The 14,739-nt window shown below is 65.9% G+C and carries 9 protein-coding genes; 6 read left to right on the forward strand and 3 right to left on the reverse strand.

Annotated features, from left to right (window positions below):
* The first annotated feature begins 81 nt into the window (after positions 1-81).
* The 5 genes from RO07_RS12085 (at position 82) to RO07_RS12105 (ending at position 9,286) form a co-directional block, all read left to right on the forward strand.
* Positions 82-3,804: a DNA translocase FtsK gene (locus RO07_RS12085; protein ID WP_039411003.1), complete on the forward strand. Its 3,723-nt coding sequence runs from the start codon at positions 82-84 to the stop codon at positions 3,802-3,804.
* Positions 3,805-4,194: 390 nt separating this feature from the next.
* A complete protein-coding gene (locus RO07_RS12090) occupies positions 4,195-5,412 on the forward strand; it encodes an ABC transporter substrate-binding protein (RefSeq protein ID WP_039411005.1) in 1,218 nt (405 codons plus the stop codon).
* Positions 5,413-5,631: 219 nt separating this feature from the next.
* On the forward strand, positions 5,632-6,510 hold the full coding sequence (locus tag RO07_RS12095) for a branched-chain amino acid ABC transporter permease (RefSeq protein ID WP_039411006.1): 879 nt from the start codon (positions 5,632-5,634) through the stop codon (positions 6,508-6,510).
* Positions 6,511-6,512: 2 nt separating this feature from the next.
* Positions 6,513-8,501: a branched-chain amino acid ABC transporter ATP-binding protein/permease gene (locus tag RO07_RS12100; RefSeq protein ID WP_237171426.1), complete on the forward strand. Its 1,989-nt coding sequence runs from the start codon at positions 6,513-6,515 to the stop codon at positions 8,499-8,501.
* Between the two features lie 59 nt (positions 8,502-8,560).
* Entirely contained in the window at positions 8,561-9,286 is a 726-nt protein-coding gene (locus RO07_RS12105; protein WP_039411009.1) for an ABC transporter ATP-binding protein, read from the forward strand.
* A gap of 130 nt (positions 9,287-9,416) precedes the next feature.
* Here RO07_RS12105 and RO07_RS12110 read toward each other — a convergent pair whose 3' ends face one another.
* Positions 9,417-10,340, reverse strand: coding sequence for a LysR family transcriptional regulator (locus RO07_RS12110; protein WP_039411011.1), 924 nt, complete (start codon positions 10,338-10,340; stop codon positions 9,417-9,419).
* Between the two features lie 132 nt (positions 10,341-10,472).
* Between RO07_RS12110 and RO07_RS12115 the strand changes: the two genes are divergently transcribed.
* The gene (locus RO07_RS12115) at positions 10,473-12,056 is read left to right on the forward strand and encodes an MFS transporter (protein WP_039411012.1); all 1,584 of its coding nucleotides are present in this window, start codon (positions 10,473-10,475) and stop codon (positions 12,054-12,056) included.
* A gap of 55 nt (positions 12,057-12,111) precedes the next feature.
* Here the strand turns inward: RO07_RS12115 and RO07_RS12120 are convergent, their stop codons facing one another.
* On the reverse strand, positions 12,112-13,224 hold the full coding sequence (locus RO07_RS12120; protein WP_039411015.1) for an NAD(P)H-dependent flavin oxidoreductase: 1,113 nt from the start codon (positions 13,222-13,224) through the stop codon (positions 12,112-12,114).
* Positions 13,225-13,236: 12 nt separating this feature from the next.
* Complete coding sequence (locus RO07_RS12125; protein WP_039415217.1) at positions 13,237-14,370, reverse strand: NAD(P)H-dependent flavin oxidoreductase; 1,134 nt, start codon at positions 14,368-14,370, stop codon at positions 13,237-13,239.
* Positions 14,371-14,739 lie beyond the last annotated feature (369 nt).

Below are 14,739 nucleotides of genomic sequence, written 5' to 3' on the forward strand. Positions count from 1 at the left end.
CGCGCCGGCGCCGTTCGGGGCGCCGGGCGTTGGCCTACCTGCTACAATCGCACTCCGGGTTTTCCTGAAGCATGAGCGATTATGGGGTTTGGCTGGTTCGGACTGTCGACGTTTTGGTTGCTGGCATTGTGCTGGCCTGGCGTACGGGGTCTGCTTGGCGGTGAGATTCGACTCTTCGGCCCCGGCACCCTGCGCATGTTGCTTGGCGTGCCGCTTACGATGGTGTCGAGCGCCACGCTGGCCGCATTGACGGGCGGCGACGGCAACACAGCCGGCGGCAGCGTCGGTCAATCGCTTTCCCACGGTCTGCACGTCGCGCTGGGCGGCACGCTCGCGATGGGTGTCGCCGGCTTCGTCCTTCTCTTTTCTCTTCCCCTGGTTTTCGGCACCACATGGTGGGGCATGTTCGCACGCGCGAAGCCTGTCGACGACGATGACGACGAGTCGCCTTATGAGTCGCGCCTTGCCGCTGGCGGTCGTCAACCGGTGCGCGGTCTGTCGCAGATGTCGTTCGACGCCATGCACGAGCGCACGGCGGAACGCGGCGAGCGTGGCGAACGCTTCACGCCGACGTTGGGACAGGGACATCACAATGTCGGCCATCTTGCCGAGGAGCCGGTGCCGCGCCGTCGCGGGCTTGCGGCACAGCCGCGCTGGAAACTGACCGACGAAGAGCGCGCGCGGCTCGACGCCATGCAGCCGCCGCCGCTCGCCACACGCGGTGCGCCGCGTGCCGAACCCACGTTCAAGCATGGCGCAACGGCGCGCACGACGGGAAAGGGCGCTTCAGCCGGCCGCTCGGGGGCGGTCGCCGTCGGTGTCGCGGGCGCGGCTTCGACCCACGCCGCAGCGGGCACGCTCAAGCCGGCCTCGGGCGCACCCCTCGACGCAGCGTCGGCGGCCTCCGCCGATCCTTTGCACGCTACCTCGATTCCCGGCGCCGCCGGTTATCGCCGGCCGGTCGGGATGGCGCCGGCGCATCTGCGCGGCACGATCGTGCGCAGTCCGTTCCGCAAGCCGCAGCTCGGTCTGGAGGATGTGCCGCCGCGCGGCACGGCGCCTGTTCCGGCCGGTTCATCGCCGGCGGTTGAGGCCGCCCTTACGAGCAATACTGCCGCTAATCGCCCCGAGGCGTCCCCTGTGCGGACGTCGGCTCCGATTCGGGGTGCGGCGTCGTGGTCGGCGATGGATGCTGCATCGCCACTGACGTCCGACGCCACCGAATTTTCCCCCCTCGATTTGTCCACCAAGGCAACGCCGGAAGAGGCGCCCATCGTCGCACCGTCGGAACCGAGCCCAGAGATGCTCGCCGCGCAGGAAGCCGAGCGAGCCGCCGAACTGGCGCGAGTCCAGGCGCTGGCCGCTCTGCGTGAGGAAGCCGAAGCGTTGCTTCGTGACTTGCGAGTGTGGTCGTCTGGCGCTGCCGAGGAGGCGGAACTCGCTGCGGAAGCACCTGCAGCGCTGGCGTCTCCCGACGTCGACAGCAACGTCGTGGATGACATCACCGTCGACGCGAGCGCGATGCACGCCGAGGGTAATGCACCGCCGGCGCACGATGCCCCAGTGCAAGCGAAAGCGCCGTCGCGCGCGGAGGTGCTGGACGTTCCGCCAAGGATATTGATCGCGCCGCCGCCCGGGCAGTCGATGGGCGTCACCCGCCGTCCGTTCCTGTTTGCCGATGTGCTGGCCAGCGTGCAAGTGCAGGACCCGTCGCCTGCGGATGCCTCCATCGCAAACGCCGCCGAAAGCGCGAGCGTGGCGCCGGTGGAGCCTTCGTTTGCCTCGTCGTCCGAACTGGCGGCGGACGCGTCGACGCCTGCAGATGCCGAGACGACCGTCGGCATGCCAACGGAAGCCTCATCCGCCAATCCCGTCGTCGGAGCGGCCGAGTCACCGGCCGAGTTGCCGGTTGAGGTGGCGTTTGCCGCACCGGTCGAGTCCCGCGAAGCGGACCTTGCATCGCATGACGAGCTTTCGCCGCCGGCGGCGGATGCATTCGCGCCACCGAACCCGATGGCCGATGCCGGCGAGGCGGCGTCCAAACCTCACTACGTTCTGCGTGCCGACGGCACCTGGGCGCGCGCGGAACCGGATGCTGTCGCGCAGACCGATGCGCCCGCGCCAGCCTCCGCGGACTCGGAGTCGTCGCCGGCGCCGATGTCCGCCAGGTCCGGCGAGGTACCCGCCATCCCGTCGTTCGCCTCGCTCGGCGCGTCGGCATCACAGGGGGCGCCGTTCGGTCCGTCGGCGGCCGCCGAGCCGCGCGCCGCGAGCTTCGCGGCGGACGCCCCGTATGCGCTTCCCGCCCCGCGCGAGCCCGTCGACTACGATCTTCCCTCGCTCGAGTTGCTGAGTCCGGCGACGTCGCAGGATGTGGCGAACGTCGTGTCCGACGAGGCGCTCGCCGCCGTCGGTCAACTGATCGAGCAACGCCTTGCCGAATTCAAGGTGCCGGTGACGGTGGTGGGCGCGTCGGCCGGGCCGGTGATCACGCGCTTCGAAGTCGAACCGGCGGTGGGCGTGCGCGGCGCGCAGGTCGTCGGTCTCATGAAGGATCTGGCGCGAGCGCTGGGCGTCACATCGATTCGCGTGGTCGAGACGATCCCCGGCAAGACCTGCATGGGGCTCGAGTTGCCGAACGCGCAACGGCAGATGATTCGCCTGTCCGAAATCCTGACGGCGCCGGCCTTCGATACGCACCGATCGCACCTGGCGCTCGCGATGGGCAAGGACATCACGGGCGAGCCCGTGGTGGCCGACCTCGCGCGTGCACCGCACCTGCTGGTGGCGGGCACGACCGGCTCGGGCAAGTCGGTGGCGGTCAACGCCATGATCCTGTCGCTCCTATACAAGGCCACGCCGGACGACGTGCGCCTCATCATGATCGACCCGAAGATGCTGGAGCTGTCGGTCTATGGCGGCATTCCGCACCTGCTCGCGCCGGTCGTCACCGACATGAAGCAGGCGGCGCACGCCCTGAACTGGTGCGTTGGCGAAATGGAAAAGCGCTACCGGCTGATGTCGGCGCTCGGCGTACGAAACCTGGCCGGCTACAACGAGAAGATCGATGTGGCGCGCGCCGCGGGCGAGAAGGTGAGCAATCCGTTCTCGCTCACGCCCGATGCGCCCGAACCGCTCGATCGCCTGCCGTTCATCGTGGTGGTGATCGACGAACTCGCCGACCTCATGATGGTCGCGGGCAAGAAGATCGAAGAACTCATCGCGCGTCTCGCGCAGAAGGCGCGCGCCGCGGGCATTCATCTGATTCTCGCGACACAGCGCCCGTCGGTCGACGTCATCACCGGTCTCATCAAGGCGAACATTCCGACGCGCGTGGCGTTCCAGGTGTCGTCGAAGATCGATTCGCGCACGATTCTCGACCAGATGGGCGCGGAATCGCTGCTCGGACAGGGCGACATGCTGTTCCTGCCACCGGGCACGGGCTATCCGCAACGCGTGCATGGCGCGTTCGTGGCCGATGACGAAGTGCACCGCGTGGTGCAGCATTGGCAGCAGTATGGCGAGCCAGATTACGACGAGGCGATTCTCGCGGGCGATCCGGCCGAAGCCGCCTCGGGCGACCTGTTCGGCGATTCGCCGGGCGACGCCGAAGCCGATCCGCTCTATGACGAAGCGGCAGCGTTCGTGCTCAACTCGCGACGCGCGTCGATCTCCGCCGTGCAGCGTCAATTGCGCATCGGGTACAACCGGGCGGCGCGTCTCATCGAGCAGATGGAGACCGCCGGGCTGGTCAGTCCGATGGGGCGCAACGGGGCCCGGGAAGTGGTTGCGCCGGGCGACTAATCGCCATCGCTTACATTTCCCTTACGACCCGCATTTCAAGTCGAACTCTTTGGCACTCCGTGCCGATCTCCGGACACGCGCCGTACATGACGCGCACCGCCGAACCCCTTGAAAACCCGCGCCAAATGGCGCTGACAGGACGTAAACCCGCGTCCCGATAGGGGTATTCCCGCCTTTGCGGGCGAAACTCAGCGATCACATAATCGGCGCGCTAGGTTGGTCGTTCGACGCGTGCTTGACGGTATCGCCCTGACACGAATTACAAGACCGGGGCGGTGTGGGCGGGGAGAGACAACCCGTGAATCGCGCATCTCACGGCAGGGCCTGCGACACCAGGAAATCGCAGCAAAAAGCGTCATATCGAAACGCATCGCACCGAAGGAGACCCTTATGCAATTCCGATTCAAGCTGATGGCTGGCGCCGTGGCATTTGCGCTGTCTGCCTCCATGGCCGTCGCGGCCGATCCGATCAAGATCGGCGTGTCCGGCCCGTTCACCGGCGGCTCGTCGTCGATGGGCGTTTCCATGCGCGATGGCGTGCGTCTGGCTGCCGCGGAAATCAACAAGGCGGGCGGCGTGCTCGGTCGTCAGATCGTGCTGGTCGAGCGCGACGAAGAAGCCAAGAACGAACGCGGCGTGCAAGTCGCTCAGGAACTGATCAACAAGGAAAAGGTGGTTGCCACCGTCGGCTACATCAACACCGGCGTGGCGCTCGCCTCGCAGCGTTTCTACCAGGACGCCAAGATTCCGGTGTTCAACAACGTGGCCACCGGCACCGTCATCACCGAGCAGTTCAAGCCGCCCCAGTACCCCGACAACTACGTCTTCCGCAACTCGGCCAAGGACAGCATCCAGGCGCCGATGATCGTGGAAGAGGCCATTACGCGCCGCGGCTTCAAGAAACCGGCGATTCTGGCCGACTCGACCAACTACGGTCAGCTCGGCCGCGAGGACCTCGAGAAGGCGCTCAAGGCGAAGGGCATCACGCCGGTCGCCGTCGAGAAGTTCAACATCAAGGACGTCGACATGACGGCGCAGTTGCTCAAGGCCAAGCAGGCCGGCGCCGACGTGATCCTCACCTACGGCATTGGTCCGGAACTGGCGCAGATCGCCAACGGCATGGCCAAGCTCGGCTGGAAGCTGCCGATCGTTGGTAGCTGGACGCTTGCGATGGCGAACTACATCGACAACTCGGGCGTCAACGGCGAAGGCGCGCGCATGCCGCAAACCTTCATTCAGGAACCGAACACACCCAAGCGCAAGGCCTTCATCGACGGCTACCTGGCCATGTTCAAGCCGAAGAACAACCGCATCGACTCGGCGGTCTCGGCCGCGCAGGGCTACGACTCGATCTATCTGCTCGCCGCCGCCATCAAGCAGGCCGGCAGCACGGACGGCCCGAAGGTGCGCGCCGCGCTGGAAGACCTGAAGACGCCGGTCGAGGGGGTGGTCACGACGTACGATCATCCGTTTACGCATGACGATCACGACGCGATCACCGCCAACATTCCGGTGTTCGGCGAAGTGAAGGGCGGCCGTGTGGTGTATGCCTACGACACCGATCTGAAGGCCGGCAGCAAGGTTCGCGAGAAGACGGCCGGCAAGTAAATCGTACTTCCTTCCGGCGCTGCATCTTGCCGCCATGACGGGTGAACGACGGCGCGCGTCGTCCGTGTCCCGGAGTGCCGTTCGCGGCGTTCCGGGGCGCGGCCGCGCGCCGTATCGACACCCGCTGCCTGACGTCGGCACTCGGGACCGGCGCGCGGCACAAGTCTCGAATACCTCCCGTGCATCGCTCGTAGGCTCGCACTCGCGAGAGAGGAACGCATGACCATCCTGATTCAACTCATCTACAGCGGTATCGCGCTGGGGATGATCTACGCCGTGATCGCCTTCGGTTACCAACTGACTTTCGCGACGTCCGGCACCCTGAATTTCGGTCAGGGCGAAGCGCTGATGCTCGGCGCACTGGTCGGCCTCACGCTGGTCGACACCCTGGGTCTGAACTACTGGCTGATGATCCCCATCGTCTGTCTGTTCGGGCTGGTGCAAGGCGCGCTCGTCGAGCGCATCGGCGTCAAACCGGCGTTGCGAATCAAGTCCGAGTTCGGCTGGATCATGTCCACCATTGCGCTGGGCATCATCTTTCGCAACGTCGCGGAAAACGTGTGGGGCCGCGACGATCTGAAATTCCCGTCGCCGCTGCCGGAAGCACCCGTGAACCTGCTCGGCGCCAACGTGTTGCCGATGGAGTTGCTCGTGGTCGTGGGGGCACTGCTCATGATGGCGGCCGTCGAGTTCTTCAACCGGCGCTCCATCTACGGCAAGGCTGTCGTGGCAACGGCCAACGATCGCGACGCCGCCGGACTCATGGGCATCAACACCGGTCTCGTGATCACGTTCTCGTACGCGCTCTCGTCGATGGCGGCCGCATTCGCCGGCGTGCTCGTGGCGCCGCTCACACTCACGGGCGCAACCATGGGTGCGGTGCTCGGCCTCAAGGCCTTCGCCGTGGCGATCATCGGCGGGCTCTCGAGCGGCATGGGGGTGCTCGTGGGCGGCGTGATTCTCGGCGTGGCCGAAACCACCACCGCGTTTTATCTCTCGACCGGGTACAAGGACGTACCGGGTCTCGTGCTGCTGCTGCTTGTGCTGGCCGTGAAGCCGGCGGGCCTGTTCGGCAAGACCGCCATCAAGAAGGTGTGACCATGACCGCACAGACCTCTTCCTCACGTGCGGACCGCAATCTCGGTGGTCTGCGCGTGACCACGAAGCTCGCCGCGATCGTGGCTGTCCTGGCGTTGTTCGGTTTCCCGCTGGCCGTCGGCAATCCATACTACATCCACATGATCGAGACGATCATGATCTACGCGATCCTGCTCTTCGGGCTGGACATCGTCGTGGGCTACACCGGGCAAGTGTCGCTGGGCCACGCGGGCCTGTTCGGCATCGGCGCCTATGTGGCGGGCGTGTTCTTCGCGAAGCTCGGACTGACGCTGTGGCTGGCGCTGCCCGCGGCGATCCTGATCACCGCGGCGTTCGGCGCCGTGCTCGCGTTGCCCGCGCTGCGCGTGATCGGTCCGTATCTGGCCATGGTGACGCTGGCGTTCGGCACCATCATCCAGATTCTCATCAACGAGATGGATTTCCTCACGGCGGGCCCGTTGGGCATCAAGCTCACGAAGCCGCTCATCGGCGGGCACCCGATCGACGAAGTCGAATACTACTGGCTCGTCGCCGTGCTGCTGTTGCTGAGCATGCTCGTGGCGCATCGCATCCTGAAGTCGCATCTCGGCCGCGCGTTCGAAGCGCTGCGCGATTCACCCGTGGCCTCCGACTGCATGGGCGTGTCGGTGTATCGCTACAAGGTCTATGCGTTCGTGATCAGCGCCGGCTTTGCCGGTCTGGCGGGCAGCCTCTATGCGTATTCCGAGCAGTACATCTCGCCGAACACGTACAACTTCGAGCTCACGATCCTGTTCCTGCTCGCCGTGATCATGGGCGGGCGCAAGACGCGCAGCGGCTCGCTGCTGGGCGCGGCCATCATCGTGCTGCTGCCGCAGTTGCTCGACGATATCGGCATTTTCCGAGTCGTCGCGACGGCGATTGCCGCCGTGACGACGGTCGTCGCCATCGCCGCGATCGCCAAGGGACGCACGACGCTTGCCAAGGCCGCCGTGCCGGTCGTCGGCACGATCGCGCTGGCGGTCGTCACATGGTGGCGCGACAGCATCACCGACTGGCGCCTGACGATCTTCGGCCTGATGATCCTGTTCGTGGTGTACTACCTGCCCGACGGCATCGTCGGCTTCCTGCGCTCGCGCCTTCTGCATCGCCGTCGCACGTCGACCGTTTCGGCCACGCAGGTCGACGAGTCGAGCGCCGGGGATGCGGACCCGGTGCTCGCCGCGGCGGCCAGCGGCCCCGAGGAATTGCTCAAGGTGCGTCAGTTGCTCATGCAGTTCGACGGCCTGAAGGCGCTCAATCAGGTCGATCTGACCGTCAAGCGCGGCACGATTCACGGGCTGATCGGCCCTAACGGCTCGGGCAAGAGCACGATGATGAACGTGCTGACGGGCATCTACGTGCCGACGGCGGGCAACATCGAGTTCGCCGGACAATCGCTCGCGGGACGGACGTCGTCGGATATCGCTCTCTCGGGTGTGGCGCGCACTTTCCAGAATGTGCAGCTCTTCGGTGAAATGACGGCGCTCGAGAACGTGCTCGTGGGCCTGCATCACACGTTCGACTCGACGCTGGTCGATGTCTCGCTGCGACTGCCGCGCTACAAGCGCGAGGAAGATGGCGCTCGCGCGCGTGCGATGCGTCTGCTCGATTTCGTGGGGCTGGCAGCGCTTGCCGACGAGGAAGCACGCAACCTGCCGTACGGCAAGCAGCGCCTGCTCGAAATCGCTCGCGCACTGGCGCTCGATCCGCGTCTGCTGCTGCTGGACGAACCGGCGGCCGGTCTCACCGCGCCCGATATCCGCGAACTGCTCGCGATCATTCGCAAGATCCGCGACCACGGCATCACGGTCATCCTGATCGAACACCACATGGACGTGGTGATGAGCACCTGCCAGACGGTGTCCGTGCTCGACTTCGGGCAGAAGATCGCCGAGGGGTTGCCGGCGCAGATCCAGGCCGATCCGAAGGTGATCGAAGCGTATCTGGGCGGCGCATCGACCGCGCACTGACCGCGCGACGACAGGTGTGACCTGTCGTCGCGCAGCAACGACGGACAAACGGAACCACTATGCTTTCCATTCGTAATCTGCAGGCCGGGTACGGCAAGGTGCAGGTGCTGCACGGTATCGACATCGATGTGCCGAGCGGCCAGGTCGTCACGCTCATCGGTTCGAACGGGGCGGGCAAGACCACCACCATGCGCGCGGTGTCGGGCATGATCAAACCGACCTCGGGCGAAATCACGCTGGGCGAAAAGCGTATCGACGGACTCGATTCGCACCGCATTGCCAAGCTGGGGCTGGCGCATTCGCCCGAAGGCCGGCGTGTGTTCGCGACGATGTCGGTGACGGACAATCTGCGGCTCGGCGCTTTTCCGCGCCTGACCGGCAGTCGCCCGCGCGGCGACGTGGCCGCCGATCTGGATCGTGCGATGGATCTGTTCCCGCGCCTGAAGGAACGTCGCAATCAACTGGCCGGCACGCTCTCCGGCGGCGAGCAGCAGATGCTCGCCATGGCCCGCGCGGTCATGCTGCGCCCGGACATCGTGTTGCTCGACGAGCCGTCGATGGGCCTCGCGCCGATTCTCGTCGACGAAGTGTTCCGCATCATCGGCAATCTCAAGGCCGAGGGCGTGACGATGCTGCTGGTGGAGCAGTTCGCCGCGGCGGCGCTCGGCGTGGCGGACTACGGCTATGTGCTGGAGAACGGGCGCATTTCCGTGCATGGCCCGGCCGAGCGCCTGCGCAATGACGACGCCGTGCGTGCAGCGTATCTGGGCGGCGGCGGGCACTGAGGGTCGGCGCCGCATCGCTGGAACACCGCATTGCCGGAGCGTCAGTCTTGCATCGATAACGAAGGGCAGCCGCGAGGCTGCCCTTCGTGTCTCACACGAACAATAAGGCAAACTGTGGACCCGACCGCCTCTACCTGACGGGCATGTTTCCCGGCGCCATCATCGCTGGAATCTGGGCCGCGAGCGCGTCGATGGCGACCCGGGTCTTGCAACGCAGGTGGCGCATCTGCGGCCATACCGCGTGGATTTGCTGAGCGCGCGTACTGCAGCTCTCCAGGACGGGAACCAGTTCTCCGCGTTGTACGTATCCGGCAAGCAGCCAACTGGGGAGCCAGGCAAGGCCGTAGCCTTTGACGGCTGCGGCCGCGACGGCCTGAATGTCGTCCATGCTGATCTGTGAACGTATCGCGGGCCGCCGGGCATGGCCGCCGGCAGGATGTGCATCCCAAGGCGCGGGGACGCACGGGTGGGACAAAGCTATCTCGGTGTGTCCGTCAAGCTCCTCGAGACTGCCTGGTATGCCGTGTTGTGCCAGATAGGCCGGAGACGCGCCAATGCTGACATGCTGGGTGCCGAGGCGCCGTGCGGCCAGCGTGCCGCTGTCGTGCAGCGTGCCGATACGGATGGCAAGATCGAAGCCTTCTTCGATCAAGTCCACGTACCGATCGCTGAATGACAGGTCGATATGCAGTTGCGGATGGACGCGCGTAAGCTCGAGCAGGACTGGCGCGACGCATAGATGCCCGAACGCTTCCGGCACGCTCACCCGCAGCCGGCCGCTTGGCTGCATGCGACCTTTTTCCAGAACGACTTCCGCAGCGTCCAGTTCCATGAGTGCGCGCACGCAGCGCTCGTAGTATGCCTGTCCCTCCATCGTCAGTGCCTGGCTGCGCGTGTTGCGCTGAAGCAGCCGCGCACCCAGCCTCGCTTCCAAGCGGGCGATCGCCTTGCCGACCGCCGAGCGCGTCAGGCCGAGTCGCTCCGCCGCCGGCGCGAATCCGCCCGCTTCGACCACCTGCACGAACGTTGTGACGCCATCCAGCTTATCTTGCATGGTTGTCTCGGTTGGTTCCTGTGCGGAATATTGTATGGGAAGAAAACGCGTCAATATGGGAAATTATTTCCCATAAACTGGGCTTCGGTACGGGTCGCCAGACCTTTCTCAAAAAACTGGAGTGAAAAAACGATGCAAGTGTGCGACATCGAGCAACCGCCTCAGCCGCAGACAGGCGGTCCATTTGCCACGCGCAACGCCATGGCGCTATTGGCCGTGTGCCTGGCCGCGCTGATGTTCGGACTGGAAATTTCCAGCGTGCCGGTGATATTGCCTACGTTGGAAGTGGCGCTACATGGCGATTTCGGCGACATGCAGTGGATCATGAACGCCTACACCATCGCCTGCGCCGCCGTCCTGATGGCCGCGGGAACGCTGGCGGACCGCTATGGCCGCAAGCGTATATTCCTCTGCACCATCGCACTGTTTGGCGTCGCTTCGCTGCTGTGTGGCCTCGCGTGGGATATGCCTGTTCTGATCGCCAGCCGCTTCCTGCAGGGTGCCAGCGGCGGCGCGATGCTCATTTGCCTGGTGGCGGTGCTCTCGCACCAGTTTCCCGCTGGCGCGGAACGCGCCAGGGCGTTCGGCATCTGGGGGATCGTTTTCGGCATCGGGCTCGGGTTCGGGCCGCTGATCGGGGGCCTGATCGTCGCGGTATCCAGCTGGCAGTGGGTTTTCTGGGCGCATGTCTTCATCGCGGCCCTGACGCTCGGCCTGGCGGTCGTTGGCGTGCGTGAATCGGTGGATCCGCACGCAGGGCGACTGGATCTCGCAGGCATCGTCACCCTGTCGCTCGCAGTGCTGGGGCTGGTCTACTTCGTGACGCAGGGCCCCGAGATGGGATTCGGCAGCGTTCCCGCCCTGAGCGTCATCACGGCGAGTGCCGCCAGTTTCGTGCTGTTCCTCATCGTCGAAACACGCGCCGCGCACCCGATGTTCGACTTCTCCGTATTCCGAGTGCGGAATTTCTCGGGCGCGTTGCTCGGTTCGGTGGGCATGAACTTCAGCTTCTGGCCGTTCATCGTCTACCTGCCCATCTACTTCCAGAGCGCACTGGGCCAGGGGCCGGCGGCGGCAGGCGTATCGCTGCTGGCCTACACCTTGCCCACACTGGTGTTCCCGCCCATCGGCGAACGACTGGCGCTGCGTTACCAACCCGGCATCGTCATTCCCGCGGGCCTGCTCACCATCGGTCTGGGATTCTTCTTGATGCTCATTGGCAGCCACGTCCAGCACGCGAGCTGGCTGACAGTGCTGCCGGGCTGCCTGCTGGCCGGTGCGGGGCTTGGCATTACCAATACCCCGGTGACGAACACCACGACGGGCTCGGTGTCCAGCGCGCGCGCCGGCATGGCGTCCGGTATCGACATGAGTGCCCGCATGATCTCGCTGGCGATCAACATTGCCTTGATGGGATTCGTGCTGGTGCAAGGGGTGCTGCGACATCTGCAAACGGCGCTGGACAAACCGTCCGACGCAGCGTCGTTGCGCGCACTGGCCAACAGCATTGCGTCCGGGAGCCTGTCGTCCACGGATCTTGGTGCGGGGGTGTCCATGTCCGCGGAGGCGCTGGCGGTGACGGGGCGCGCGGCGCTCGTGCACGGGTTCAGTGGGATCATGCTCTACAGCGGCATCGCTGTCTGCGTGCTCGCCGGTATCAGCTTCCTGATTTTCCCGGGCAGGCGGGCGAGGGCGCCGGCCGGTGCTTGCGATTGACGGTGGGGAGTCGTCGACGGCGACAGGCATGTCGCCGTCGACGGACAGATCGCGCTTACCGCTGGAAGCTGGTGGCCGTCATGATCGCCTCACGCGTTTCCCGGGTAAGGACGTCGACCAGTTCCGCGGCAGGCAATGCGCGCGCAAGCGGCGCCGCCTGACCGGCCCATTGAGCAGCGTAATCGCTGCTGCCCTTTGCCTTGGCTGCGGCGTTGAGCGACTTGCCGGCGTCGTACGTGATCGGGTAGTCGGGAATGGCCGGGCGGTCGGGCGCCTGTTCGAGCGCCCAGAAGCGATTGGCCAGCCCGCGCGCCGGCCGTCCGGAGATTGCGCGAATGAGAGCGGTGCGTGGCGGCTCGCCGCTGGTCAGCGACGCGCGATAAGCCGCATCGGCGCCGGACTCGGGGCAAGGCACGAAGGCTGTACCCATTTGCGCTGCCTGTGCACCGAGTGCGAGCACGGCTGCCACACCGGCGCCGTCCATGATGCCGCCGGAGGCGATGATCGGCAGCGAGGTGCGCGCGGCCAGCCGGCGCACGAGTGCCAGGGTGCCCAACTGTTCATCCTCGCTCGGCTGACGATCGCCTTCATCGTTGAAGCGTCCGCGATGGCCACCGGCCTCCCAGCCTTGCGCGACGATGGCATCGATGCCCGCGGCTTCGATGGCCGCCGCCTCGTCCTCGTTCGTTGCCGAGGCGAACAGCAGGATGCCGGCGGCATGCAGCGCGTCGATCCACGCCTGCGACGGCAGGCCGAAATGGAAGCTCACGACGGCCGGACGCTCCTCGAGAAACATCTCGTACATCGCCACGTCTTCGACGAAGCTCAGATAGATCTCGCGCAACGCGGCGGGTGGCTTGGCGCCGAAGCCGGCAAACTCGGGCGCGAGGTAGTCGAGCCAGGCGGCCTCACGCGCGGCGTCGGCCCGCGCCGGGACATGCGTGAATACGTTCACGTTGAAGGGGCGGCTCGTGAGGGCGCGCGTCTGCCGAATGACATCGCGCGCTGCCGTGGCGTCCATGTTGCCGACGGCGAGTGAGCCGAGGCCGCCCGCATTGGATACGGCCGCGACAAGCGTCGGTGTCGACGCCACGGCCATCGGCGCCTGAATGATCGGCGTGGACATGCCCAGGCGCCGGGTCAGACGTTGGGGTTGTGAAGTTGTCATGATGGCGTCCGATCAGAAGGTGTCGGCAAGCTCGCGTAGCGCGTCGAATGTCTCGTGCAACTCGGTACGCAGCACACCGACGAGTTCGGCTGCGGGCATGGCGCGGGCAAGCGGTGCGGCCTGCCCGGCCCACTGTGCGGCGTAGTCGCTGTTGCCCTGGGCCTTGGCGGCGGCGTGGATCGCCTTGCCGGCGTCGTAGGTGACGGGATAGGCCGGCAGCGCGGGGCGGTCGGTTGCCTGTTCCAGCGCGTAGAGTCGGTTCACAAAGCCGCGCGCGGGGCGTCCGGAGATCGCGCGGACGAGCGCAGTGCGCGGCGGCTGCGCACTGGTCAGGCGCTCACGATATGCGGCGTCCGCCGACGATTCGGGACAGGCGACGAACGCCGTGCCAAGTTGCGCCGCCTGGGCGCCGAGCGCGAGTGCCGCCGCGATCCCGGCGCCGTCCATGATGCCGCCGGCCGCGATCACGGGCACCGACGTATGCGCGACGATCAGCCGGACGAGCGCCAGGGTGCCGAGTTGTTCGTCGTCGGTCGGCACACCGTCGCCGAGGTCTTCGAAGCGGCCGCGATGGCCGCCGGCTTCGTAGCCTTGCGCAACGATGGCGTCCACGCCGGCCGCTTCGACGGCCCTGGCTTCGGCAAGATTCGTCGCCGTGGCGAACAGCGTAATGCCGGCGGCGTGCAGGGCGTCGATCTTCTCCTGCGACGGCAGCCCGAAATGGAAGCTCACCACGGCCGGACGCTCCTCCAGCAGCATCGCGAACATCACGTCATCGACCACGAAGCTCTTGTAGATTTCGCTGAGCGTGGAGGGCGGAGTCGCGCCGAAGCGCGCGAATTCGGGCGCGAGGTAAGCGAGCCAGGCGGCATCGCGCGACGCGTCGAGCTTGGCCGGCGCGTGGCAGAACACGTTGACGTTGAACGGCTTGCGCGTGAGCGCGCGGGTGTCGTGGATGGCTTGGCGCGCCGCTTCGGGGCCCATGGCCGCCACGCCGATCGAGCCGAGGCCGCCGGCATTGGAGACGGCGGCCGCCAGCGCGGGCGTCGACGTGCCGGCCATCGGGGCCTGGATGATGGGGGTGAGCAGGCCGAAACGTTCGATGAGGGCGCGACTGCGCGATTGGGTGGCGAGGGGGCTAGGCATGACGATCTGCACCTTGGAGTGTTCGGGGAGGGGAACAGCGGCAGTCATAACAGGAGGAATGTTCACTATGACATACACGCTATGCGTTAAAAGATACCATTAATATGCATCTTTTTGCAGACCACTCTCGAAATCGACAGGGGGGAGGATCTCGCTGATCCGGCCGTCCGCGAACACTGCATGCTTCCCCGACATGCGCACCGCGCCGCCCGCGACGAAAGATGGTCAGATCGTATCGACAAGCGGGATTTCTGGATGATCAAAAAGACAAAGTCCGAGAAGTGGGCAAGTGATAAGGTACCCGCCTTGAGACTGGGCACTTCCCCGCGGTGCTCCCCATAGGCATGGTTCTTGTCCGGCAAAACACTA

The organism is Pandoraea pulmonicola, assembly GCF_000815105.2.
Lineage (GTDB): Bacteria > Pseudomonadota > Gammaproteobacteria > Burkholderiales > Burkholderiaceae > Pandoraea > Pandoraea pulmonicola.

Coding starts and splice junctions, on each gene's coding strand:
- RO07_RS12090 (WP_039411005.1), top strand. CDS start 4,195: ATGCAATTCCGATTCAAGCTGATGGCTGGCGCCGTGGCATTTGCGCTG.
- RO07_RS12100 (WP_237171426.1), top strand. CDS start 6,513: ATGACCGCACAGACCTCTTCCTCACGTGCGGACCGCAATCTCGGTGGT.
- RO07_RS12095 (WP_039411006.1), top strand. CDS start 5,632: ATGACCATCCTGATTCAACTCATCTACAGCGGTATCGCGCTGGGGATG.
- RO07_RS12125 (WP_039415217.1), bottom strand. CDS start 14,370: ATGCCTAGCCCCCTCGCCACCCAATCGCGCAGTCGCGCCCTCATCGAA.
- RO07_RS12115 (WP_039411012.1), top strand. CDS start 10,473: ATGCAAGTGTGCGACATCGAGCAACCGCCTCAGCCGCAGACAGGCGGT.
- RO07_RS12105 (WP_039411009.1), top strand. CDS start 8,561: ATGCTTTCCATTCGTAATCTGCAGGCCGGGTACGGCAAGGTGCAGGTG.
- RO07_RS12120 (WP_039411015.1), bottom strand. CDS start 13,224: ATGACAACTTCACAACCCCAACGTCTGACCCGGCGCCTGGGCATGTCC.
- RO07_RS12085 (WP_039411003.1), top strand. CDS start 82: ATGGGGTTTGGCTGGTTCGGACTGTCGACGTTTTGGTTGCTGGCATTG.
- RO07_RS12110 (WP_039411011.1), bottom strand. CDS start 10,340: ATGCAAGATAAGCTGGATGGCGTCACAACGTTCGTGCAGGTGGTCGAA.